Genomic DNA, 22,883 nt, shown 5'->3' with positions numbered 1-22,883 from the left:
TTGGCCAATGCGCAGAACTATACTAACTGTACTATCCGTAATTTTTCTCGGAACGCAAGCTATTGCTGCTACCGCGATGATAGGGAAAGAGCTTCAGGCTCTGCTTTCAGACGGCAAGGTGATTGCGCTGGGCGGCCCAAGTGAGGGCTACAGTGGGGAGCTTTCTGTACTCAAGGATGGCACCGCACATGGTCAGGTTAAACTCGATTCTGGAGATGTAATCTCAATTGACGGCGTATGGCACATTTCCGGCAACACGTTCTGCCGTACCTGGAAGGGGGGAAGGGACGCGGGCAAGGCGGTATGTGAGGCCTGGAATAAAACAGGCCCGAAGTCTGTTAGCGTGTTGAACGGAAAAGAGAATATTGGCATAAATTCTTGGAAATAGCCTCGAGGCCGTGATCGATTTGCAAACCGGGCGCGGGCGCTGCAAGCATCGGTGAAGCAGCTGAGCTGTCGTCCTTCTTGAAGGATCTGCAACATCGATCAAGAGGACCGTCGACCTGCAAGCCGGGGCGGCCGCCCGGCTTAACAGGAGACAGCGGTTTTCGGGGTGAAAACCAGCCGAGCGACCTGTTTTCAAACCCGCCTGAGGGTTCGGCAGTTCCGCCTCTCACCCGAAAGGACTACACCTTCACGACGGACGAAGCACGAAGCACGAAGCGCCGGCCCTGGGCGTCGTCGATCGCCGATACCGGGATGTCGTCGTCGACCGAAAGATGGAGGAAGTGTTCCAGACGTCGGACGTCACGCCGGGGCGGGTCCGACCTTATTCCTGGCTCTCGGGATCCGCCTGGCTATTGCGTGGGGAAACGGCTCAGCATCCGATCCTGGACGTTCTCCCAGCCGACGATCATCGCAGCAAGCGAGATGGCTTTGTCGCGGTCTGCGGCGTTGGTTATAAAGCCCTCGAGCAGGACGACAGGGCCGAGCATCCTGATCTCGATGGCACTGCCGTCGATATCGGGATCGGCGGAAAGGGTTGCTTCGATTGTCGCGATGGTGGACGCCGAACTGTGGCCTTGCGAGCAGCGCTCTTCGTGATTGTAGTTATCGGGGCCGAACTTCATATTCTCCTCCTGTCCGCCCCTCCACGGACCTTCACATTACCTCGCATAACATATGAGCAGCGTGTCCTGACGTCGCCACCTGGACTTAAGTCCGGCTTTCCCTCGGAACGATCCGGCCTAGATTCTCCTGATCCTTGTTAAAAGGACATCAGGGAGGTTTTAGGAATGTTGCCAAACTCCAGTCAGAACCTCCCTGATGATGCAGGAGCGACCGAACGCTTTTCCCCTAGGCCTGTCTGATCGATGATTTTGGCGCCCGCGGCGGTTTCGGTGGGCAGCTTCTGACGCGTGGCCTCCACCATACAACGCTTTCAACCTGCCTTTACCAGTTGCGCGGGAAACACGGGATTGTTCAGCAAAAGAGAAATGGGTCGCGCTTTCGGGCGGAAGCGAGCATGCTCGATCTGTTGTCCCGGCGATGAATCATGCCGCAATCGATAACCTTGTTCGCATCCACACACAAGAAACCAACTTGACGCATCCCCTCCGGGGGGATAGGTAAACGGCACAATCAATCAAGGTCTGCAATGTTCGCCAGCATCAGGGAATGGTTCGGTTTCGGCCAAGGCGGTCAATCCCATGGCCACAGTCACGGCTCGCACGGCCACTCGCATGGAGATGCCGGAGGCCATGGTCACACGCACGGCGTCGTCGATCCCAGCATCGCCTCGTCCGAGCGCGGCATCTGGGCGATCAAGTGGTCGTTTGTCATTCTGGCCATCACCGCGGCTCTGCAGCTTATCGTCGTCTTCTCATCAGGCAGCGTGGCACTGCTGGCCGACACCATCCACAATATCGGCGATGCCGCCACCGCAATTCCTCTGTGGATCGCCTTCACGCTGGTCAGACGGAAGCCGACAAAAACCTTCAATTATGGCCTCGGCCGGGTCGAGGACCTTGCCGGCATGCTGATCGTGCTGATCATTCTCTTCAGCGCAATCGTCGCCGGCTATGAGGCGATCGACCGCCTGCTGAACCCGCAGCCGATCACCCAGCTTCTGGCGGTGGCCGTGGCCGGCGTTATCGGTTTCATCGGCAACGAAGCCGTGGCGGTGTTCCGCATCCGTGTCGGCAGGCAGATGAACAGCGCCGCGCTGATCGCCGACGGCTACCACGCCCGCACCGATGGTCTGACGAGCCTGGCCGTCGTCGCCGGCGCCGTCGGGGTCTGGTTCGGCTTTCCGCTCGCCGATCCGATCATCGGCCTGCTGATCACCATCGCGATCTTCGGCATCGTCTGGCAGTCGGCGCGCGCCATCATTACCCGCAGCCTCGACGGCGTCGAGCCCGGGATCACCGACGAGATCCGTCACGCAGCAGAACATGTCGCGGGCATTGGTAGTCTGACGGACGTGAAGGCTCGCTGGATCGGTCACCGGCTCCATGCCGACGTTACGATCTCGGTCAGCGGCGACAAGCCCGTCGCGGATGCCAAGGTCATCGTGGCCACGCTTCGCAATGAGCTTCACGCACATCTTCCGGCGCTTGGTAGGGCAACCATCCAGATCGCCGAAGCAGCCGCCGAAGCGCCCACCAGCCATCGCGGCCAGGGGCATCACCACGCACCCGCTGCGTTCACGGTGAGTTCCCGATTGGCGACCGGATTCCTGGAGATTGTCGACACGCCGGAGGGTGAACGTATGCGGCTCTCCATTTCGAAACACGCGAAGGGACTTGAGGCCGTCGTGGAGATCGCCCGCGATGGCGTCGTTGAGCGGCTGCCGCTGCTCCCTTCGCCGGCCGATCATCACGCTTTGATCAGCAACGTCGCTCCGGCCGAGCCGCACGAGTTCGACGCGGTGCTGAAGCTGATGGCAGGCGTCGAAGTCGACGACCTTCCGTTTCGAATGGAAGAGCCGGAAGGCCATCATCACTGACTTGTCCCGGAGGCGGTCCCCGGCGTAAGGTCGAGCGCCCTTCTCCTCGGAAGGATCGAGAACATGGACGCGATGACCGAACCTCACACCCACGCCACCCATCCGGAGATCGTCAAGCGCCTGAAGCGGGCCGAGGGTCATCTGAAGAGCGTCATCACGATGATCGAGGCAGGCAAGCCGTGTCTCGATATCGCCCAGCAGCTCTCCGCGGTGGAGAAGGCGATCATCAACGCCAAACGGACGCTGATCCAGGATCATCTCGATCACTGCCTCGAAGAGACCGTTGGCGCCCTGCCGCGCGACAAGCGGCAGTCCATCGACGAGTTCAAGACGATCACCAAGTACCTTTGACGGCATGGCCGACCTGCTGGCCTATCTCGGACTGTTCGCCGCAGCGCTCGGGGCGGCGACCATCGTGCCGATGCAGTCTGAAGCCGTTCTAGTCGGCCTTCTCCTCTCCGGGAAGTTTTCCACCTTCTGGCTCCTCGCCGTCGCGAGCCTGGGCAATGTGTTCGGCGCGCTGGCGAACTGGCTGCTCGGCCGCGGCATCGAACGCTTCAGGGAAAAGCGATGGTTTCCGATCGGCCCCGCAGCGCTCGACCGTGCGCAGGGCTGGTATCGCCGCTTCGGCAAGTGGTCGCTGCTCGCAAGCTGGCTGCCGATCGTCGGCGATCCGATCACTGTGATGGCCGGCGTCCTGCGGGAGCCGCTGCCGACCTTCCTGGTGCTGGTGGCGATCGCCAAGGTGGGGCGATATCTCGTGCTTGCAGCAGCGACGACGGGGCTTGCGTAATGTTCCAGCAGATCGTCGACGTCCAGCGTGAGATCTACCTCGCCTTCGCCGGCCACATAAAGGAATTTGCTGCGGGCGGCGGCTGGGCGTCGTTCCTCGCCTTCCTGCCGATGGGCATCGTTTTCGGCGCCGTCCATGCAATGACGCCCGGCCACAGCAAGTCCGTTCTTGCCACCTACCTTGCCGGATCCTCTACCAGGGCGCACGGGGCGCTCCTTGTATCGCTCGCGCTTTCCTTCACGCACGTGACGATGGCAGTCCTCATAGCGCTTCTTGCCCTGCCGCTGGTGTCACATTCCTTCGTCGACGCCGGATCGTCTCCGACCCTTGAAGTCGTCAGCCGGGCCCTGCTGGGCGTCATCGGCCTCTGGATGCTGGCATCGGCTCTGTTCCGGCACGATCACGCGCATGCGGAGGGCGAAGGGCCGTTGATGGGGGTAGCAGCCGGGCTGGTGCCGTGCCCGCTCACCCTGTTCGTGATGACCTTCGCCATGATCCATCAGGTCGTCGTCACCGGCCTGCTGTTCGCCTTCACTATGATGATAGGAGTCGGGCTGACGCTCTCCGTGGTCGCCCTCCTGACCGTGGTTTTCCGCGACCGCATCGCCTATCTGATGAGGACGTGGCCGCGGCTGCTGGGTTTTGTATCCCGCGCGACGGGTGCACTCGCGGGGCTGGTGCTGGTTGCCGTCGCTGCGGTCGAGATAGCGAACTGGCTGGCAATTACATGAGGGCAATGATGCGTCGAACAAAAATGGTGCTGATTGGCGCGACGGCAGCGCTGCTGGTGTTCGCAAGCGTGGCCCAGTGCGAGGAGACGAAGTCGCCGTTCCAGCGTTTCGCCGAGCGGTGCCTCGAACTCGGGCCGCGCTACGACCAGACGGTCGCACTTGCTAGGGAAAGCGGCTGGCCGGATCTGGCGGACGACATGACGATGGGCATTCAGCCTCTCGGGGTACCAGCGACCTTTCAAGGCTGGCTCGTGAATTCGGATGGCGCTTCTCCTTTCGAGGCGGTGGTGGTCGCACGTGGGGCGGTTGGTCCAAAGACCGTCGAGAGTTGCACCATGGCGTTCGCCGGGACCGACGCGGCCGCATTCGAGCGGAGTTTCGCCTCGACAGAAGCAGCGCGGCCTTCTGGAGAGCAAAAGGGACAAGGCCGGGTGCGGAAGTTCTTTGCGATCGAGCGCGAGGGCGTGAAGGAAGCGCTAACGCTCGACCTTCCAATCTATCCGAACGGCGCCGACGAGGTTGTGGCGAGCGTTGTCTCCGAGCAGCGGATTGAAAACTGAAGCCGCTTGACAGGGCGATCCTGCTTTGAGAATTTCGGATCATGGGGCAGCGATCGCCCCACGAGGCTACGGCCGAAGAATCGCGTCCTTGAACCCGCACCAACGGAGGACGCGTCGTTATGTCGTCATTTCTTGAAATCAAACCTGACAAGCTGAATCGGATCGTCGGCACCGCAGGCGCCCAGACGCTGGTAGACGTCCGCTGCCGGCAGGGACGCAAGCTCAGTCAAGGCGATTGTCCGTCGCTAGAGTTGCATCCATGAGGAACACGCCCCCACGAATTGCGATCGTCTGGCGCGGCGACCGGCAAGCCCGGCGAGCGGCGACACCACAGAACAACCGCTTCCACCGGATCTTCGAAGAACTGGCGGCAGCGGGCCTTGCGCCGGAGCCCGCCGTCTTCGACGAAGAATTCGCCGACGATGTTCTCGAACAGCTCCTTGCAGTCGACGCCGTGCTTGTCTGGGTGAACCCGCTCGACGACGGAAAGACGAGAAAGATCCTCGATCCGCTTCTGCGACAGGTGGCGGAAGCCGGCCGATTCGTAAGTGCGCATCCGGACGTCATCCTCAAGATGGGCGTCAAGGAGGTGCTCTACGAGACCAGGCATATAGGCTGGGGCGTCGACACACGGCTCTATCGCACCGCGGCGGACTTCCGCCAGGCGTTCGTTCCAACGTTCCTAGCCGCCGGGCCGCGCGTGTTGAAGCAGAACCGTGGCAACGGCGGGCAAGGTATCTGGAAGGTCGAACTCGCTGGAGCGCCTGCCGGCGGTGCGACCTCGATCAGTGTGCTGGAAGCGAAATCAGGCAGTGTCCCTGAAACCATTGACCTGTCCGACTTCATTTGCCGCTGCGAAGCCTACTTCACCGAAGGTGGCTGCATCGTCGATCAGCCGTTTCAGTCCCGCCTGCCCGAGGGCATGATCCGCTGCTACATGTCTGGAAGCAGGGTGGTGGGCTTCGGACAACAGTTGGTCAAGGCGCTGGTGACGCCGCCGTCGGGACCTGGCCGGGAACCACTTCAGCCTGGTCCTCGGATCATGCATCCGGCATCCGCAGAACCGTTCCATACTTTGAGGACAAGAATGGAAAGTGAGTGGACGCCGCAAATGATGTCGACGCTTGGGATCGAAGCAACGTCGTTGCCGATCATCTGGGACGCCGATTTCCTCTACGGGCCACCAGACGCTGCAGGCAACGACACCTACGTTCTCTGCGAGATCAACGTCAGCTCCGTCTTCGCCATTCCTGACGAAGCCCCTGCGGAGATTGCACGCGCAATGGCGTCGCGGCTGCGCGGGTCCGCAGTGTAACTCTGTCGCCGGCGCATTGATCCCGGATATCAACTCATGTATTCCTTCTGAGGTACGTACATCATATTCATGGCTTGCGGACGGAGACGAGCGTTGCGAGGATCCAGACCGACAGTTCGGCCATGCGATGAGAGGGATTTCGGGAGGGGATCATGACAGCCTTACAACTCAATCCAGATTTTGCCATCGCCGACGAGCAGTCGCTTCGGGCGCTGTTCGAGCCGACCCACGCTCTGGCAATCGTGAAGTGTCAGAATTCTCTTGGCGAGCACGCGCAGGAATTCATTCGGCGCTCGCCATTCTTCTGCATCGGCACGCAGAGTTCGGAGGGGAGGGCCGACGTCAGTCCTCGCGGCGACCCTCCGGGGTTCGTCAAGGTTCTTGACGAGCGCACCCTGGCGATCCCGGATCGACCTGGCAACAATCGTCTTGATACCCTCAGCAACATCATCGCCAACCCGAATGTCGGGCTCTTGTTTCTTGTCCCCGGTTTCGACGACACATTGCGCGTCAACGGGCGGGCAAGTCTGACCCATGATCCTCAGCTGTTGACGAGCATGAGCGTCGCCGATCGTCTCCCGAAACTCGCGATCATCGTGACAGTAAGCGAAGTTTTCATGCATTGCGCCAAGGCGTTCAGACGGTCCCGCTTGTGGAGTCCTGATCATTTCCAGGACCGCAAGGAGATGCCCTCGCTGATAAAGATCATTCTGGACGAGACGACAGGGGCGCCGAAGGACGGGGATGAAATGCGAAAGATGGACGAAGATCTCGAACAAGCTTACCGAAGGACACTTTACTAAAGCATGATGCCGGCAAAAGCGGGCGATAGCGACGCTCCAAACAGGGCAGCCTCAACCAGATGTGGCGGACGAATACAAAGCGATGGGTGGCTTCGACGTCGTCTGCCGTTCAAAGAACTTCGTTCTGACGCTGACATAAATGAGTGCGAGCGACACGCCCAAACCGTCATCAGCGGAATTTGGCTCAGCCCGTCGACACGACACCCAAGCTGAGGACCCACATTTCGCGATAGCAGAAGTCGGGATCGGAAATCAGACGCTCTGGCTCTTCGCCGATCGCCTTCCATTGGTGATGGTCCGCCTCCGCCAAGTCGCACCTTTGGGCAAGTCCGGATAAAAATTCGAGATTGTTGCGAATATATTCGCGCTCCACGGGCCTGAGTGGTTGACGGCGCTCCGCGAGCGTGGTGATGGCAGAGACGTTCTCAAGGCCGGCTGCTCGAAACCACGCCGTTACGCGCGTTCCCCTCATCGCCCCGGACATCTGCACGTCATCAGACAGCGCGTCGAGCAGACGCCACGTCAGTTTAGGATCTTGGGGCTGATACTGCCAGACCGAGATATCAACCTCCTTGACCGCAACGAGTCCGCCGGGTTTTACGACGCGGCGGAACTCACCGATTGCTTTGGTCAGCTCTTCGTCATTCAGATACTGGACGACATTTGCGCTCCAGACTGCGTCGAACGTGCCGGTCTCATACGGCAGCGCAGTAATGTCTCCGATCCGCGTGCTTATCGGACAGGCAAACCGTTGGTTTGCGATCAAGGTTTCGATTGCCTCGACATTTTCCCGCGCCAAATCAAAGGCCTCGATATGTCCCTCGCTGCCCAGCAACTCCGCCATCAAAGGCAGGAAGACCCCATTGCCAGCACCTGCGTCAAGCACTGACCATCCGGGTCGAATACCGGCGGCGCGAAGAGTGGCATCGTACTCGTCCTTTAATGCCAGGTAGTGAACGTCAAGATGTCCGCCAGCGCTGAGCTTATGCCCAGTCGATGTAATCTGTTCGGAGTTTGATGCGGTGTTCATTTTGTCTGCCCGTCCTGGTTCCGAACGACGGCGTTCATAGGCATGGACTTATGCACAGGTTCGTCAGCCTTGCGCCCTAGCCATGATATAAAATCCGGCTCGCAGCTCTCATCACCCTATTGACGCAGCGAAAAGATACCGCTTTTCGAGGACTGTCAACGGCCATCCAACCGACAGCCTCGCTTCCCCATTCCTGTGCCCTGCGTATTCCGCCATCAGCCAGATGTGGCGGACGATCGCAAAGAGATGGGTGGCTTCGACGTCGTCTAAAGCACGTCGCGCAAAAGTGTGCAGCGGTTTTGCGATAACGACATGCGTAAAAACAAGGACCTAAAGCGCGACGCGCTTTAGCGTTCAGGGATTGACCCAGCGGGAGGAGGTCAGCGCGCCCAGTTTGTCGTAGGCAAAGACTGCGCGTCGGTTGTCGGCGTGGCGCAGCTGGAACCAGTCCAGCGTCTCGGCCCGGAATATCAGCACCCCGAAGAAGGCCTGTCCATCGGCGTCTGCGACCTCTGCCTCACTCGCCGGTCGCTCGCCGATGTCATCGCCCGGCGGCCCGCCCATGTAGGTGCTGCGCGTCGATCCCGGCAGCAGGCTCCAGGCCTCGGCCGCAAGTTCGCTGGCCGGTCCATGGAGTTCGGCCGATCCCTGAAGGCGAAGCTGCACTCTCGGCTGCGGGCCAAAGCCGAGGATGGTGACCAAAGGGTTGGCCGATATTTCCTGCCATTTCGGGCTTCTGACATCCGTATGGATTTCCAGGACGCGCCGCGCCACATCCACGCGCCTCAGCACCACCATGCGGGCTTGCGGCCGGCCGCCGGCGTCGACCGAACAGAGGTTCAGATAGCGGAAGGCCGACTGCGGATCGGCGGCAGCACCTTCCAGCTCGGCCCAGGCCGATGCATCGACCTCGGCGAGGGTCACTGTGCCGCCTCCGCGTTCTTGATCTCGCCGGCCTTGACGTAGTCGCAGCACATCGCTGTTCTCCCTGGCGTTGAAGCGATCCTGTCAGACAGACCGGGTAAGGCCGCCGTCGATCCTGAGGCTCTGGCCGGTGATATAGCCCGCCCCTTCGGAAACCAGGAAGGAAATCGTCGCCGCCACTTCGGCGCTGGTGCCGTAGCGCTTCATCGGCACGCTGTCGCGGCGCTCCTCCGTCGCCGGCAGGCTGTCGATCCAGCCCGGCAGCACGTTGTTGATGCGAATGCCGTCGCCCGCATAGGTATCGGCGTAAATCTTGGTGTAGGCGGCGAGCCCGGCGCGGAAGACCGCCGAGGTCGGGAACATCGCCGACGGTTCGGACACCCAGGCAGTGGAGATGTTGACGATCGAGCCGGACTTCTGAGCCTGCATGATCGGGGTGACGAGCCGCACGGGACGGACCACGTTCATGAAATAGATGTCCATGCCCGCGTGCCACTGTTCGTCCGTGACCTCGGTGATCGGCGCACGCGGACCGTGACCGGCGCTGTTGACGAGAGCGTCGATCCGACCCCACTTTTCCATGCATGCGTCGACCAGGCGTTTGAGGTCGTCGTTGGACTGGTTCGAGCCGGTGACGCCGATGCCGTCCAGCTCGTTGGCAAGCGCCTCGCCCTTGCCTGACGAAGACAGGATGGCGACCTTGAAGCCATCGGCCGCCAGCCGCCTCGCGGCTTCCGCACCCATGCCGCTGCCGCCAGCCGTAATGATCGCTACCTTTTCTACTGCCATCGTCGTTCTCCCTATTCGATTTGCACCCATTGCCGGGCTTTGATCCCTGGAATACCATGGGCTCCAAGCGAGAGCGAACCAGTTTTCCTGAAATGTCCCAGTAGAAAAACTATCGGATGTCCATGTCCATCGGCAATCTTCCCTCCCTCAACGGCCTCAAGGCCTTCGACGTGGCGGCGCGCCATCTGAATTTCCGGCTCGCGGCGGAAGAACTCGGCGTCACCCAGGGAGCCGTCGCCCAGCACGTGCGAGGGCTTGAGGCGGAGCTCGGGGTGACATTGTTCGAGCGCCTGCCAAAGTCATTGGCGCTGACGGGCGAGGGGCGAAGCTACGTCGCCGACGTCAGGCGCGCCTTCGAACTGCTCGCAAACGCGACGGCGAACCTGAAGCCTCAGCCGGTCAAACTGGTGGTCAGCACGACGCCGACCTTCGCCTCGAGATGGCTGATCCCGCGTCTTCCTGATTTCACCGCGATGCATCCCGATATCGATCTCCACATCCTGGCGACGGACCGCATTTCCAGCTTCCAGGTCGACGGCGTCGATCTCGCCGTCCGATATGGCAGCCCTCCCTTCGGTCCCGGCCTTGCCGCCGAGCTGCTGTTCGAGCAGGAGATCATTGCCATCTGCAATCCAAATCTCGTCGCCGAGGGAGCCGAGCCCAACAACGCCGAAGAACTCTCGCACTACACGCTGCTTCACGATGCCCATAATTCCTGGCCCGAATATATCGATCGCTTCCTCGGCGGCGGTGATCCCACGCTGTTTCGGGGCATCAGCTTCTCACAGACATCGCACGCGATCGAAGCTGCAATCGCCGGACAGGGCATCGCCGTGGCGACCCGCGCTTTCGTCGCGACCGACATCGAGGCGGGCAGGCTGAGGCAAGTCTTCGACGGCGCCCTCAAAGCGCGGTCGCATTTCTATCTGGTGAGGCCGCGATATCGGAAGTCCGAAGCGGTCGAAAAGCTTCAGGACTGGCTGCGGTCAAAGGTGCAAGCCTGAAGGTCGGATAGCCATCGCTCAAGGAATGGACCAACTGCGGCAGGTTTGCGCCAATTACGGCCTGAGGTTGTATTTTGAGATGAAATGATTAAATAAGCGGATAGCCGAAGGAGGATACAGGTGGCGCTATTAAGGTACGTTTCAATCTTTGCAGCGGCCTATTTTCTGGTGGCGCTCATAAGCACGGTGATTTTTGGAGAACCGCGGTGGGGAGGTTGCTTCATACTTCTGCTGTTCGCCGAGTTTTCGCGTCTCTTTACGGTGTGGTTCAACTTCGCTTTGCGCGGAAAATAGCACCGACGTTATGGCAGCTTTGGGCCGACAGGTGAGGATGCTCGTCAGGATCGCGTCCAATTGCGGACGGTCACTGCCGGTCCACCGCTTCACCTCGCGCACAACGCAGCATTGCGAGCCACTGAAAGTAACCTGCGACGATGATGAGCGAGAGTGCCAATCCTAGTGCAATCCATAGCAATAACATTGGTGTTGGATCAGTCCCAAATGAAGGCATGCTCCATAGAACCCAAAGCGGTCGGACTATGCAGTAGACAATGTAAACTGCAAATAACTTGGACAAGTAGCTCCAAAACCGACGGTCGAATGTCTCGATGTCAAACCCATAGGTTATGACGGCGGCAACGCCAAAAAACTGCATTACGCCGCCGACTAGCATCTCAACAGTGGGCTCGTCGGTATAGAGAAGATAGATGCAATCTAAGAGGTAGAGAGAAAGCGCCCCTGCAAATAGCTTCCACAGCATGATGTGTCCCGAGGGTTGCCGATTATTGAGGTGGTGTCGCCCTGTAATATCAATTTTTCCGAGCATTCAACCGCGAACTTTGAAGTGTGGTAAACGCAATCGCAAAGGTCGCATTACGGCCATGAACGTCTGCTTCGGGCCAACAGGGGCCGGTGGCCCCAAGTGCTGATATCCCCGACAAGCTCCGGTATATCGACCTTCACGGGCGTCCCTTGACCTGCACCAGGAGTGGGCGAAGGTCGAAGTGATCGCCCACCTCCGGGTCTGCACTCCGATCCTCCGGGACGAGCAGAACTGAATTCAGAACAGGCGATCGACGCATCGCTCGGTCTCCCACCGCCTGAGGAAATTTGCTTCCCGGGCAATCCAGCCGACAGCCTCGCTTCCCCATTCCTGTGCCCGGCTGGCGTACTCGCCCATCAGCCAGATGTGGCGGACGATCACGAAGCGGTGGGCGGCTTCGAAGTCGGCTGGCGTGATCGGCCGGACGACCCGATAGGCATCGACGAAGGCGTCCCACATGGCGGTCGACTTTCGGCCGAAGGATGTTTGCGCCCACAAAAACACCGACAGGTCGTAGGCGAGATATCCCGGACCTCCGTCATCGAAGTCGAAAAATACGGCCTCGCCGGCGTCGTTGATCCGTGCATTGAAGCCGTGACAGTCGCCATGGCAACAAGTCCAGGTCAAATCGCCGAAGGTTTCGATCGCCTTTGCGGTCCGTGCAGCGATGTCTTCAAGATCGCTGCGGACCTCGGCATCTTCCACGACGCCGCTATCGCATATTCGGGCAAGCGGCCGATGCAGCAAGTGTTCGAGGTCAAGCCGATAGAGCGCTCCGTCCGGCTGGAATGTCTCGGCGGCGTTGTGCAGCAAGGCAAGGGTCTTGCCGTTGGCCCGTGCATCGCCGGCATCCGCCGCATCCGGCTTGCGGCCCCCGATCGCCCGGAAGAGCACGGCCTGGCGCACGCCCTCCGGCGCATCTCCCTCAACGAACAAGCTGCCCTCGCGTGTCGCGATGGGGGCTGCGACCGAAACGCCCGATTGCGAGAGATGCGCCAGGAACGCCGTTTCGGTCTTGACGTCGGCCGGACCACGGGCGCGGCGATGAGAAAGCCGGAACACATAACGCTCGCCGTTGCTCCCGAGAGCGAGATAGACATCATTCAAGCCGCGCTGCAGCATCCGGCAGGAAACCGGCCCTGCAAGCGGATAATGCCGATGGATGAACTGTTCGATAGCCGCAACCTGTGGGGTCGAATAGAGCGGATTAAAATCGAGCATGGGCGCTGTACCATCGGGCTTTGCTGGCAGGCTGCTTCCGCGGTGAAAAGACCATGAAGGCGGTGGCGGCCGCAGGCACGTATGATTGCAATGAGCTGCTGCTTGGATAAGCTGAATGGCGCTATTAATAAAACCAAGAGATGAAAAACAAAATGCCGGTTTCGCGATTTTTGAAAGAAAACTCTATTTCGATTTCTGTCCTTTCCATCATTTTCGGTCTGTCTGGATGCCGGCAAAGCCCAGGCCAGCTCCGTCGTCCTCGAGCTTGACCGGAGGATACTCTCGTCTCCAGCGGTTCAAATCGCCTTGGAGAAGCCGAAGAATCCGATAGCCGGCGCTCCGGGACGAGCGCCAGGTGAGGTCGCCAACGATGCCCACAATCATCAGTAGGGCGAGACGCACGCCCGCCGCGGACCGTAATAGGGCTGGAACGTGTCGTCGTAAGCCCGGTAAGACCGGTAGCGTGCATAGCACCAGCTCGTATGTCCGTTGCCGCCATTATAGACCTGGCGGTAATAGCGCGGCGCGTAGTAGCGCGGACGGTAAAGGGTCGACCCGTAGTAGCTCAAACCGGAATAGGGCGATCCGTAATAGCCCTGGCCGTAGTAGCCCTGATTGTAGTAGCCTTGGCCGTAGTAGCCCTGACCGTAGTAGCTTCCGCCATAATAGGGCTGCGCCAGCATTCCGCCGATGATTGCGCCGGCCGCGAGCCCGCCGAGTCCCCAGGCCCAGCCGTTGTTACTACCGTGGTGTCCATGCCCGTAGTAGCCGCCATGCCCGTAGTAGCCGCCATGGCCGTGGCCGCCGCCGTGATGTCTGTACTGGACCGGCTGTGCCTCTGCGGCTTCGATCTTAGGCATGGCAACGTTGGGAAACGCCATGGCCGGCGGGACGCTCGTCAGCGCCGTCACCAGCGACAGGGTAACGATTGCTAACCTTTTCATTGGCTCATCTTTCCTTCTACAGCACCGCGCGTCGAAGTCGACGCGCAAGGGCGTTTCAGCCCTCTAGGTAAACTGTCGAATTATACTCTAAAATCGGCTTTGATTCGAGGAATTATGCAGGAAAGCTTTTTCTTCGACGGTGGGTTTCCCCCGAAAGCACGCGCCCACCCTCCGTCATCTCATTTGAGCCGCGGCGCGCTCCACGAATCGTGTGCCGCGGGGCTCATCCATGAGGCCGGCAAAGCGCGGTCATCACCTGCCGATGAAGGCGGCCAGCTCATTCGCCGTGCCATTGGGGAAGGCCTGTTATTTTGGAATCGAAATGCCGCTCAGCCTGCGCCTTTCCGGCGTAATTGCATAAGGCCGTGAACTCATAAATCTGCTGGACTGACAGCCTGACAGAGTCCGCTATACCCCCAATGGCCGACGCGTTGCTGCGTGGCAGCGAAACGACGCTATGTGCCAAAGCGGAGTTGCCGATCAAGCAGGTTTGCCGCTGCCGGCTTACCAGTCGAGATCATCACCAAAACTGAAAGCATCACCGATCATGGCATCCTGCCGTTCATATGACCACGTAGTGGTTCGCGGCGGAGTCCCTAACGCTCTGAATCTGGTTCCGGTTTCGGCGCAATAACGGACATGCCCAGACTTGTTGCCGGTTCGACCCGGTCGCGAATGACCCAACAGCGACATTGGCCCTAGCGGCAGCGTGGCGGTCCATGGCCACCGGCATCCAATTCCACGTCCGACACGTTAGCTTAGATGCGTCGCGTGAAGGCGCCGTCAACCACCAGGTTGGCGCCGGTGATATAGCTCGCCGCTGGGCTCGCCGTGAATGCGACGACGTTGGCGATCTCCTCGGGCCTCGCCATGCGGCCCATCGGGATCATGGCAACCGTGTTGATAGTGCTGCCCGAGCCGTGATTCAAGCTCGGAAACCGGAGCCTCGAATCATGCGCTACGAACTCAGCGATTCTGAATGGACCGCCATCAAGCCGATGCTGCCCAACAAGCCGCGCGGCGTTCGGCGGGTAAATGACCGCCGCGTGCTCGTCGCGAAACGTTCTTTTGACGTCGAAAGCGATGACCCCGGTCTTTGCGGCTCATGCTGGCCGTTAGTGATATAAGCCCCACAAGATCATCCGATTAGGCGGGAATATCTGCATGGGTGTAGAAATGGAGCTTCTGAATTCGGATGATTGCTCAGCGCTCGACAAATCCCGCTAGGCGTATTGTCGATCGGTCCTAGGCCAGACCCGCCACACCGGCAAAGCGTGTCATCACCTGCCAATATAGGCGGCTAATTCGTCAGCCGTGCCATTGGGGAAGGCCTGTTTGAGAAAGTCCAGGAACGCCGACACGCGCGCGCTGAGCAGCCGCCGAGAGGGGTAGAGCGTCCAGAGAGCGATCTCGGGGCCGTCGATATCCCCCCAATTGACCAATGTGCCGTCAGCCAGGTCGTGGCTCACCAGCGAAATCGGAAGACGTCCTGCACCGACGCCGGCGCGCACCGCATCCCGGATCGTGATGAGCGTTGACAAAGTGAGGACCGGCTCGATTCTGATCGTCGCCCGGCCGCCGGCTGTCTTCACGTGCCATGTTCGCGCTTCGCCTACCCCGCGCGCGACGCCGGGAGCGGCAACTCCACCGGTCGGGCGGGGAAGATCGGGGCTTGCCACCACCACCAGCCGGTCGCGCAGAAACGCCCGCCCGACCAGGCTCTCATCGGGATCTGGATTGACCCGGATGACCAGATCGTAGCCTTCCTCGATCATATCGACAGGCCGGTCCTCACTCGTCACCTCGAGCCTCACCTCCGGATATTGGAGGGCAAAGCCGGCGGCAATCCTCCCCATGGCGGTCTGGGAAAAATGCAAAGGTGCGCTGATCCGCAATCTTCCCTTGGGTTTTTGACCGCCCGAGGCAATCGCCGCAGCCGTCTCGTCCAGTTCGGCGAGCAGCGCCCCCGTCCGCTCGAAGAGCGCCCGTCCTTCTTCGGTGAGCTTCAGGTTACGCGCACCCCGTTCAAACAGCCGCAGAGCGAGGCTGCTTTCCAGCTCGGCGACACGGCGCGACAATGTCGCCTTCGGCCGGCCTGTCGCCCGTGCCGCTTTGCCGAAGCCACCATGGCGGGCAACGAGATTGAAATCGGCAAGCGCAAGAAGGTCCATGTCTGTTCCACCAGCGAGACGGTCTGTCTAAAATCGCCGTCTATCGGGCTGCCAGTGAACCACACATATTCGAGGTGTCAAGCAACCCAACACGGAGAAAGACCATGACCATTCTCGTCACCGGCGCCACAGGCAATGTTGGCCGCCAAGTCGTCGAACACCTCGTCAAGCGCGGCGCCGATGTCCGCGCTCTTGTCCGCGACCCATCGAAAGCGGATTTCCCGGCAGATGTCAGCGTCGTGCAGGGTGACTTCCTCGACGTCGACTCGCTACGCAACGCCATGTCAGGCGTATCGACGCTGTTCCTGCTCAACGCCGTGGTGCCGGACGAATTCACCCAGGCGTTGATTGCGCTGAACGTCGCCCGATCGGCCGGCATCGAGCGGATCGTCTATCTCTCGGTGATCCACGCCGACCTCTATGTGAACGTGCCGCACTTCGCCGGCAAGTTCGGCGTCGAGCGGATGATCGAGCAGATGGGTTTCAAGGCGACCATCCTGCGCCCGGCCTACTTCATCCAGAACGATCTGACGGTCAAAGACGTCATCACCGGCTACGGCGCCTACCCGATGCCGATCGGGCCAAAGGGTCTCGCCATGATCGACGTTCGCGATATCGCCGAGATCGCCGCGATTGAGTTGTTGCGCCGCGAACAGGCTGCAGAGCCGCTGGCGCTCGACCGGATCAACCTCGTCGGTCCGCAGACACTGACCGGAACCGATATCGCCGCCATCTGGTCAGACGTGCTCGCCGGCCCGATCCATTATGGCGGCGACAATACCGAGGGCTTCGAGCAGAATCTCAAGCAGTTCATGCCTGCTTGGATGGCCTACGACATGCGCCTGATGGGCGAGCGCTTCCTGACCGACGGCATGCTGCCTGCGGCCGGCGACGTCGAGCGCCTGACGGCCCTGCTCGGACGTCCGCTGCGCTCCTATCGCGCCTTCGCCGCGGAAACTGTTGCTTCCGCCTGACGCAGGCGACAGCGATCTCGAAAGGACGATCACCATGATCTATTCCACAGCCACAGTTCCGGTGAACCCGGAAGGCGAAACCCCTTTGACGCGCGCTGAGGCCTGGCAAGGTCTCGAACGCAAGGCCCGCGACGCCCGGCTCTTTCTTCCCGCCGGTCTCTGCAGCCGTTGCGATGTCGTTGCGGAAAGCCCGACCCACTTCGTGCGCGATGCGACGATTGCCGGGCAGGATCTGCGCGAGATCATCACCCTGGAACGGCAAAGCAAGGTCACCTTCTTTCAGGCGGCGGGGCCACGCGAGGGAGCGATCATCAATGAGCTCTTCGAGGATGAAGAAGGTCAGCTGCAGCTGCGCTTCTACTGCTATCTCGGCCTGCGCGGCAAACAGCCGAACGGCCCGGAAGAGCGGGCCGAGCAGGCACAATTCGATGGCGAAACGGGCTACAAGGCCGCCCTGCTGTCGACGCTGAAGCGGACCCGCGAACTGCTGGCAGAGGGAAAACTCTAAACAGCAAAAGAAACAAACAACAGGGCGGCCTCTTAACGAGGCGCCCTGCCTTGCGGGGGCACAAGTGACAAGGTGTCGAATACCGGACAGAGCCAGAGGCCGACGCTCGCGAAGGCGCGAAAACCGGTTCAGGGAGGATTATCGCGAGTTTCCAGACGGCGATCGCCGCGCAGAAGGTTCATCCAGGCCCGCGACACTTTCTCCGCGCCTGTGCCCCCGATGTGGCAATCGTCGTAGCGGTCATCTGCATCGAGTAACGCGTCAGAATTTACGCCCTCTCGGATACCGTGGCCGCTTTTTGACAGGGCCAGTTGCGCCCGTACTATCGCATTGTCTGGAATATGCTCCTTGAAGCCGCCGTTGCTCGGTTCGAGGCATTTCGATGCGATCGAAATGTAAACGGGCGCTTGGACGCCGTGCTGACGCAACGTGTCAACCATCGACATGAAATGTTCCTGATAGGCCTCCGCAGTAGTGCCGATAACGAGGTCCTTCTCTCCTTGCACCCAGAGGACGCTCGTTATCCGGTAACCGGCATCCTGAAGCTGTTTCATTGTATCGACCAACACAGGATTGAGGTCGCCGCCTGTCGCCCATCGTGCGACCTCAGATCCGGAATATGCGAGAGCTGCGAGGATGACGCTGTCATTTTGTCCGGACGCGATCAAATTGTTCCCAAGAAGCGTCCAGTACTCTCCCTTGGTATCGGTCGATCCAAGAAGTGGCGACGCCGCGATGAAGCACCGTTTCTCAAAGACGTTTACAACGCGCGCGCCATAATTTGACCTGTACCGTTGTCCACCGTCGTTGGCCGCGTTCGATTGGCCAAGAATGAGTAAGACAGCAGTTCGGTCAGTCTGAATCGGGCAGGTCACAGGCGTTTTTGATTCATCCCCGGTGAGTCTTCCCTTGTCGTCGAAAGTATAACGACTTGGAGCCGCCGCCTTCTCTCCGCCAACCATTTTCCTCAGCGCGGAAAGTTGTGGCCACGGAAAGATCTCATGTCTCGCGCTCATGCCGCCGAGAAAGTACATGGCGATCATGGCGGCCAGACCGGCTGCCATTGTGTTGCGCATGTCGTTATCTTTCAAACATCATCCGATGCCATGGAGCCTATCGGACCGATCAAGGCTGCTTCAGCCATGAGCGTTCCTTTGCGCCAGCCACATCTGCTTGCTTCGGGCATGATCTTTAAGAGAACGGGTCGTCGCGAAGATCGAGCCCCAATCGACGACTATTTAGCGTGGAGTCGCCGGAAACCTGTAAACTATAAGCCGGACCAGTGATTGCAATCATCCGGTTGGGTTAGAGATCGTGCTTGCTGTGCAGCATGCAGTTCCATGGAGAACACTCCCGATGCTCGTCACGCTTCTGCGGGGCGGGGCGGGGCCAGGGCGTCGGGTTCCCCCCGGGCGCCCTTGGCTTTATCACAAAGAATGTTGATCAAGCGGCCTTTGCCGCCGTCACGGCGGCGAGCAGAATGCCGGCGGTCTTAACCGATGAGCCGGGGTTCTGCCCGGTAATCAGCAGGCCGTCCTGGACAGCATAGGACAACCAGTCATCGCCGCTGGAATAGATGCCGCCGTTCTCCTTCAACATGTCCTCGACGAGGAACGGCACCACCTGGGTCAGTCCGACGCCGTCTTCTTCGGAGTTCTTGAAGCCGGTGACTTGTCTGCCCTGAACCAGCGGCGTGCCGTCGGCAGCCTTGACGTGGCGCAGCACACCCGGGGCGTGGCAGACAAAGGCGACGGGCTTGCCGGCCTGATAGAGCGATTGAATGAGGGCGATCGAATTCTTGTCTTCCGCCAGATCCCAAAGCGGGCCATGGCCGCCCGGATAAAAGACGGCATCGTAATCTTCATGGGAGACCGAAGCGAGCGTTACGGTCGACGCGAGCACGGCCTGGGCATCCGGGTCGGCATGGAAGCGACGGGTCTGGTCGGTCTGGAAGCCGGGTTCGTCGCTCTTCGGGTCGAGAGGCGGCTGTCCGCCCTTGGGCGATGCGACGGTGATATCGGCGCCGGCTTCGAGGAAGGCATAATAGGGGGCGGCGAACTCTTCGAGCCAGAAGCCGGTCTTCCGGCCGGTGTCGCCCAGTTGGTCGTGCGAGGTGAGAACCATGAGGATTTTCATCTGGAGATCCTTTCGAGACAGATGTGATCGGTTGCTTTCGATGAGGGGATCATGCCTCGGCGGCTATCATTCCGGAAATTTATTTCTTTGATTTCAGTTATGCTTTCGGCAATATATCTGGATGAAGTATGACCTCAACCTTCTGCCTGTCTTCGTGGCGCTCATGGAAGAGCGCAATGTCACGCGCGCAGCCGAACAACTGGGCATGACGCAACCGGCCGTCTCCAACGCCTTGAACCGCCTTCGCGAGACGCTGCGCGATCCGCTGTTCATCCGCGAGCGCTATGGCATGAAGCCGACTGAGATGGCTGAGGCACTTGCTCCAGTGATCCGCGGGGCCTTGGCGAGCCTGGATGATGTCATCCTCGGTCAGCAGGCGTTTGATCCGGCGCGGGCGACACGGCAGTTCACCATCGCCCCCAATAGCTACGTCGAGTTTGTCCTGATGCCGGTGATCGTGGCGCGGCTGCGCGAATGCGCTCCCGGGATCAGGCTTCGCCTGACGCCCTTCGGCAATGATCTGGCCGAGACCGGCGCGATGTCAGGGGCGACGGAAATGGTGCTCGGCCGGATCGTCGAGCCGCCTGATAACATGGTCGTGCAGCATCTCATGGATGATGGATTGGCCTGTGTCGTGCGCAGAGATCATCCCGAGATCGCCGAAAGCATCTCCGAGGAACAGTATCAGCGGATGCGGCATGTGAACGTGCTTCCGCCCGGCCGGATGCGCGTCGGCCTGTTCCAGATGCTGCAGCAGGCCGGTCTCAGGCGCGACGTCTCGGTCTCCGTCACCCATTTCCTGGCCGTCCCGGAAATGGTGGCCGTCACCGACTATTGCGCGACGCTGCCCCGGCTGATCTGCCATCGCCTTGCCCGCGACCCGCGTCTCAAAGTCCTGCCCGCGCCGGTCGATCTCGGCAGCTTCCCGGTAGAGCTGGCATGGCATGTCCGTTATCGAAACGATCCGGCTCATCGGTGGTTGAGGTCATTGATATCAGAGGTGGCAAAGGAAATCTCCGACGCTGCGGTGGCAGAAGCGATGGCTGGAAATTGAGAGCGCGAGTTCGAACCTCGGCGAGGCTTTCATGGGCGAAATCGTGGGGGCAAAAGTCGGTGTTGATGGGCGCCCAGTCATGTCAGGATACGTCGCTGTTTCGGGCGACATCGTCTACATGCCGAAGGGCGAGAGCGTGACGATCCGCTCGCATGAGGATGGCGCGCTCACCGCCTATGTCACCTATCCTCATTGGCGTCCGGCGCATGCTTGAGGCGACGGTGCATTGCTGATTGCCGGTCGCGGCCGAACCTCAGGGCATAGGCGGCATCTTTTCGAAGTTCGCCACGTCCGGGTCGAGCCGCTCCCGGGCATTGCCTCCCACTACGACCGGGAAACCGCTCCGGTCCGTGACGGGATTTAGGGCCGGTTTCCTTTCAGCGCTTCCACAAAACGGATGACGTCACCGACCATTCTATCATTCAAGATATCGTTGTGACCCGCACCGTCATAGATCAACATCCGCTTGGGCTCGGGTGCGATGCGGTACAACGCCTGCCCTGAAGAAAGCGGGATGCTATCATCAAGCCGGCCGTGGAGGAACAACTTCGGTTGTCTTACTTTGCCTATGTTGAGGTCCGAGCGAAAGGGATCCTTGAGAAGAACCTCGACCGGGAGGAGCGGATAATGCGTCTGCGCAACCGACAGTACCGACAGGTACGGAGACACAAGAATGACGCCCGCGGCCGGCCTCTTCGCGGCGGTATTCACGGCGACGCCAGTGCCAAGTGACCGGCCCAGCACAATGATCTCGCTTCCGCCGTGTGCAGAAAGCCAGTCGAACGCGGCGATCCCGTCTGTCAGCAGGCCCTGTTCGCTGGGGGAGCCGGTCGATCCGGGATAGCCGCGATAGGAAATCGCCAGCAATCCAATCCTCCGCGTGGTCAGCGCCTGGGCGAGAAACGCGTAATTGTCGAGGCGGTCACCGTTTCCGAAAAAGAGGAGCACACAGGGCTTGTCGCTGTCGCCCTGGCTGTACAGTCCCTGAAGCATCTCTCCGTCGGGCGTCTTGATGTGGACCGTCTCGCCCCAACTCGCGTGCTCCGGAGCAGGTGTGGCGCCGGCTCCGGGGTAAAGCAGGGCTCGCTGAGACAGATAGATCAGACCCACGAGCGCCACGTAGGCGACGACCGCCATCAGCGGCAAGATCAGCAAGTACCGTGTAGCGCTCACGACAGACTGTACCCACCGGTTTGGCAATGACCAGAACGCTTGCGGCAACCGCGGGCCGTTGCGGCGTGGTGTGCTCAGCGCAGCGGCAATATAGGCACAAAGCGTTCCTGTGGAGAAGAGGCTCGAGAAACGACGATCGTGCTCGTCCTGTTGATCGCCAACTGTTCGCCGCAACCTACCAGCGCCTTGCCGGCAGTGCTCAAGATGCGATCGCAGCAACGGCAATCAGGGTGACGAAGACACTCAGTGGCGCAAGGTGGGCATGGTCGCGGTGGCGTAGAACCGTGAAGACCGCAGCCGCGATGATGACCGCCCCAAGCGCCACGCCGACCATGCGGCTGACGGGAAGCGCGATCAGGACGGCGCTCAAAATTTCCAGTCCACCCGTTACGATGCCCCACCAGCGCGGATAGCCCCACCGGGCGAAATCGCTTCGCGTCCCCGACGTGCCGATCGCGTTGACGAGGCCGGCGCCCAAGAAGGCGACAACCAGGAACCAGATTGAAAGAACGTGAACCATCTTAGTAGGCCCCGATCATCGTGGGGATGGCGACCAGGACCATGATCACCGCCGTGAGGCCGTGAATGCCGAAGGCGCTTTTGGTGGAACCTTTCGCGGCAAGAATGAGCAGCATGTCGCCCGCAGGGATCATCGCTTCGATCAAAAGCACGATGCCGACCTCGCGTTCTGCACCCCACATCATGAACGCCAGAACAAGCAATCCGGCGACGATATCGCGAACACCCTTGAGGCCGAGCCACCAAGCGACATTTGGGCCATCTTCGGGAAGCGGCAGGCCGAAACTGCGCATCATGGTCGTTGGGCTGGCAATATAGCCGGTGCCGATTGCGATAATAGCGAGGGCGAGCAGCAACCCGGCCCCGTTGGCAAACCAAAGCATGAGACAATCCTTCTATCGTGGATACAAAAACTAGCACTGCTAGGTAAAATGCATTAGCATTGCTAGTTAGTCAAGCATTGG

The 22,883-nt window shown here is 60.3% G+C and carries 27 protein-coding genes and 1 pseudogene; 14 read left to right on the top strand and 14 right to left on the bottom strand.

Annotation, left to right across the window (positions count from 1 at the left end; genetic code table 11):
* Window positions 1-7 precede the first annotated feature (7 nt).
* Window positions 8-388 (top strand): hypothetical protein, encoded by a 381-nt coding sequence (locus AC1ECN_RS18165; protein WP_130672157.1) that lies wholly within the window; start codon window positions 8-10, stop codon window positions 386-388.
* A gap of 409 nt (window positions 389-797) precedes the next feature.
* On the opposite strand, the gene AC1ECN_RS18160 is transcribed toward AC1ECN_RS18165, so the two are convergent.
* A complete protein-coding gene (locus AC1ECN_RS18160; RefSeq protein ID WP_130672158.1) occupies window positions 798-1,070 on the bottom strand; it encodes a BON domain-containing protein in 273 nt (90 codons plus the stop codon).
* Window positions 1,071-1,597: 527 nt separating this feature from the next.
* On the opposite strand from AC1ECN_RS18160, the gene AC1ECN_RS18155 reads away from it, so the two are divergent.
* The 7 genes from AC1ECN_RS18155 to AC1ECN_RS18125 all read left to right on the top strand — a co-directional run bounded on the left by AC1ECN_RS18155 (window position 1,598) and on the right by AC1ECN_RS18125 (window position 7,149).
* Complete coding sequence (locus AC1ECN_RS18155) at window positions 1,598-2,947, top strand: cation diffusion facilitator family transporter (RefSeq protein ID WP_130672159.1); 1,350 nt, start codon at window positions 1,598-1,600, stop codon at window positions 2,945-2,947.
* 72 nt (window positions 2,948-3,019) lie between these two features.
* On the top strand, window positions 3,020-3,298 hold the full coding sequence (locus tag AC1ECN_RS18150; protein ID WP_024323399.1) for a metal-sensing transcriptional repressor: 279 nt from the start codon (window positions 3,020-3,022) through the stop codon (window positions 3,296-3,298).
* Between the two features lie 4 nt (window positions 3,299-3,302).
* A complete protein-coding gene (locus tag AC1ECN_RS18145; RefSeq protein ID WP_075225334.1) occupies window positions 3,303-3,740 on the top strand; it encodes a YqaA family protein in 438 nt (145 codons plus the stop codon).
* On the top strand, window positions 3,740-4,471 hold the full coding sequence (locus tag AC1ECN_RS18140; RefSeq protein ID WP_130654896.1) for a HoxN/HupN/NixA family nickel/cobalt transporter: 732 nt from the start codon (window positions 3,740-3,742) through the stop codon (window positions 4,469-4,471). Before AC1ECN_RS18145 ends, AC1ECN_RS18140 begins: the two co-directional genes overlap by 1 nt.
* A gap of 23 nt (window positions 4,472-4,494) precedes the next feature.
* Window positions 4,495-5,031, top strand: a complete 537-nt coding sequence (locus AC1ECN_RS18135; protein WP_245484712.1) for a hypothetical protein — start codon at window positions 4,495-4,497, stop codon at window positions 5,029-5,031.
* Between the two features lie 259 nt (window positions 5,032-5,290).
* The gene (locus AC1ECN_RS18130; protein ID WP_130654898.1) at window positions 5,291-6,346 is read left to right on the top strand and encodes a Cj0069 family protein; all 1,056 of its coding nucleotides are present in this window, start codon (window positions 5,291-5,293) and stop codon (window positions 6,344-6,346) included.
* A gap of 152 nt (window positions 6,347-6,498) precedes the next feature.
* The gene (locus AC1ECN_RS18125) at window positions 6,499-7,149 is read left to right on the top strand and encodes a pyridoxamine 5'-phosphate oxidase family protein (RefSeq protein ID WP_130654899.1); all 651 of its coding nucleotides are present in this window, start codon (window positions 6,499-6,501) and stop codon (window positions 7,147-7,149) included.
* Window positions 7,150-7,333: 184 nt separating this feature from the next.
* Here the strand turns inward: AC1ECN_RS18125 and AC1ECN_RS18120 are convergent, their stop codons facing one another.
* The 3 genes from AC1ECN_RS18120 to AC1ECN_RS18110 form a co-directional block, all read right to left on the bottom strand.
* Entirely contained in the window at window positions 7,334-8,179 is an 846-nt protein-coding gene (locus tag AC1ECN_RS18120; protein ID WP_130672160.1) for a class I SAM-dependent methyltransferase, read from the bottom strand.
* Between the two features lie 354 nt (window positions 8,180-8,533).
* Window positions 8,534-9,103: a pyridoxamine 5'-phosphate oxidase family protein gene (locus AC1ECN_RS18115; protein ID WP_130654901.1), complete on the bottom strand. Its 570-nt coding sequence runs from the start codon at window positions 9,101-9,103 to the stop codon at window positions 8,534-8,536.
* A gap of 84 nt (window positions 9,104-9,187) precedes the next feature.
* Window positions 9,188-9,892 carry an SDR family oxidoreductase gene (locus AC1ECN_RS18110; protein ID WP_130672161.1) on the bottom strand — a complete coding sequence of 235 codons (705 nt, stop codon included), beginning with the start codon at window positions 9,890-9,892 and terminating at the stop codon, window positions 9,188-9,190.
* A 116-nt stretch (window positions 9,893-10,008) separates the two neighbouring features.
* Between AC1ECN_RS18110 and AC1ECN_RS18105 the strand changes: the two genes are divergently transcribed.
* A complete protein-coding gene (locus AC1ECN_RS18105; RefSeq protein WP_130672162.1) occupies window positions 10,009-10,896 on the top strand; it encodes a LysR substrate-binding domain-containing protein in 888 nt (295 codons plus the stop codon).
* Window positions 10,897-11,260: 364 nt separating this feature from the next.
* Here AC1ECN_RS18105 and AC1ECN_RS18100 read toward each other — a convergent pair whose 3' ends face one another.
* From AC1ECN_RS18100 to AC1ECN_RS18085, 4 genes and pseudogenes are all read right to left on the bottom strand, one after another.
* On the bottom strand, window positions 11,261-11,656 hold the full coding sequence (locus AC1ECN_RS18100; RefSeq protein ID WP_018495374.1) for a hypothetical protein: 396 nt from the start codon (window positions 11,654-11,656) through the stop codon (window positions 11,261-11,263).
* 300 nt (window positions 11,657-11,956) lie between these two features.
* Window positions 11,957-12,940 carry a phosphotransferase enzyme family protein gene (locus AC1ECN_RS18095; protein ID WP_130672163.1) on the bottom strand — a complete coding sequence of 328 codons (984 nt, stop codon included), beginning with the start codon at window positions 12,938-12,940 and terminating at the stop codon, window positions 11,957-11,959.
* A 383-nt stretch (window positions 12,941-13,323) separates the two neighbouring features.
* Window positions 13,324-13,884 carry a BA14K family protein gene (locus AC1ECN_RS18090; protein ID WP_024323387.1) on the bottom strand — a complete coding sequence of 187 codons (561 nt, stop codon included), beginning with the start codon at window positions 13,882-13,884 and terminating at the stop codon, window positions 13,324-13,326.
* A gap of 758 nt (window positions 13,885-14,642) precedes the next feature.
* A pseudogene (locus AC1ECN_RS18085) lies at window positions 14,643-14,786 on the bottom strand (SDR family oxidoreductase); the annotation flags it as partial.
* 51 nt (window positions 14,787-14,837) lie between these two features.
* Between AC1ECN_RS18085 and AC1ECN_RS18080 the strand changes: the two are divergent.
* A complete protein-coding gene (locus AC1ECN_RS18080; protein WP_130672164.1) occupies window positions 14,838-15,011 on the top strand; it encodes a transposase in 174 nt (57 codons plus the stop codon).
* A gap of 153 nt (window positions 15,012-15,164) precedes the next feature.
* Here the strand turns inward: AC1ECN_RS18080 and AC1ECN_RS18075 are convergent, their stop codons facing one another.
* Complete coding sequence (locus AC1ECN_RS18075) at window positions 15,165-16,055, bottom strand: LysR family transcriptional regulator (RefSeq protein WP_130672165.1); 891 nt, start codon at window positions 16,053-16,055, stop codon at window positions 15,165-15,167.
* A gap of 104 nt (window positions 16,056-16,159) precedes the next feature.
* On the opposite strand from AC1ECN_RS18075, the gene AC1ECN_RS18070 reads away from it, so the two are divergent.
* Both AC1ECN_RS18070 and AC1ECN_RS18065 read left to right on the top strand, forming a co-directional pair.
* The gene (locus AC1ECN_RS18070) at window positions 16,160-17,029 is read left to right on the top strand and encodes an SDR family oxidoreductase (protein ID WP_130672166.1); all 870 of its coding nucleotides are present in this window, start codon (window positions 16,160-16,162) and stop codon (window positions 17,027-17,029) included.
* 34 nt (window positions 17,030-17,063) lie between these two features.
* The gene (locus AC1ECN_RS18065) at window positions 17,064-17,537 is read left to right on the top strand and encodes an AtaL-like protein (protein WP_130672167.1); all 474 of its coding nucleotides are present in this window, start codon (window positions 17,064-17,066) and stop codon (window positions 17,535-17,537) included.
* Window positions 17,538-17,665: 128 nt separating this feature from the next.
* Here the strand turns inward: AC1ECN_RS18065 and AC1ECN_RS18060 are convergent, their stop codons facing one another.
* Both AC1ECN_RS18060 and AC1ECN_RS18055 read right to left on the bottom strand, forming a co-directional pair.
* The gene (locus AC1ECN_RS18060) at window positions 17,666-18,613 is read right to left on the bottom strand and encodes a sialate O-acetylesterase (RefSeq protein WP_130672168.1); all 948 of its coding nucleotides are present in this window, start codon (window positions 18,611-18,613) and stop codon (window positions 17,666-17,668) included.
* A 367-nt stretch (window positions 18,614-18,980) separates the two neighbouring features.
* Window positions 18,981-19,673, bottom strand: a complete 693-nt coding sequence (locus tag AC1ECN_RS18055; protein ID WP_130672169.1) for a type 1 glutamine amidotransferase domain-containing protein — start codon at window positions 19,671-19,673, stop codon at window positions 18,981-18,983.
* Window positions 19,674-19,794: 121 nt separating this feature from the next.
* Here AC1ECN_RS18055 and AC1ECN_RS18050 point away from each other — a divergent pair, with 121 nt between their 5' ends.
* A complete protein-coding gene (locus tag AC1ECN_RS18050; protein ID WP_130672170.1) occupies window positions 19,795-20,727 on the top strand; it encodes a LysR family transcriptional regulator in 933 nt (310 codons plus the stop codon).
* A gap of 79 nt (window positions 20,728-20,806) precedes the next feature.
* Window positions 20,807-20,941 (top strand): hypothetical protein, encoded by a 135-nt coding sequence (locus tag AC1ECN_RS18045; protein ID WP_425328906.1) that lies wholly within the window; start codon window positions 20,807-20,809, stop codon window positions 20,939-20,941.
* 146 nt (window positions 20,942-21,087) lie between these two features.
* Here the strand turns inward: AC1ECN_RS18045 and AC1ECN_RS18040 are convergent, their stop codons facing one another.
* From AC1ECN_RS18040 to AC1ECN_RS18030, 3 genes are all read right to left on the bottom strand, one after another.
* Entirely contained in the window at window positions 21,088-21,900 is an 813-nt protein-coding gene (locus AC1ECN_RS18040; protein ID WP_130673496.1) for an alpha/beta hydrolase, read from the bottom strand.
* A gap of 199 nt (window positions 21,901-22,099) precedes the next feature.
* The gene (locus tag AC1ECN_RS18035; protein WP_130672171.1) at window positions 22,100-22,420 is read right to left on the bottom strand and encodes a DoxX family protein; all 321 of its coding nucleotides are present in this window, start codon (window positions 22,418-22,420) and stop codon (window positions 22,100-22,102) included.
* Between the two features lies 1 nt (window position 22,421).
* Window positions 22,422-22,802, bottom strand: a complete 381-nt coding sequence (locus tag AC1ECN_RS18030; protein WP_130672172.1) for a DUF4267 domain-containing protein — start codon at window positions 22,800-22,802, stop codon at window positions 22,422-22,424.
* Between the last annotated feature and the right edge of the window lie 81 nt (window positions 22,803-22,883).

It is taken from the genome of Rhizobium sp. 01N447_2 (assembly GCF_056399245.1).
The sequence above is the reverse complement of the archived record's forward strand: the minus strand, read 5'-3'. Positions and strand labels throughout refer to the sequence as shown.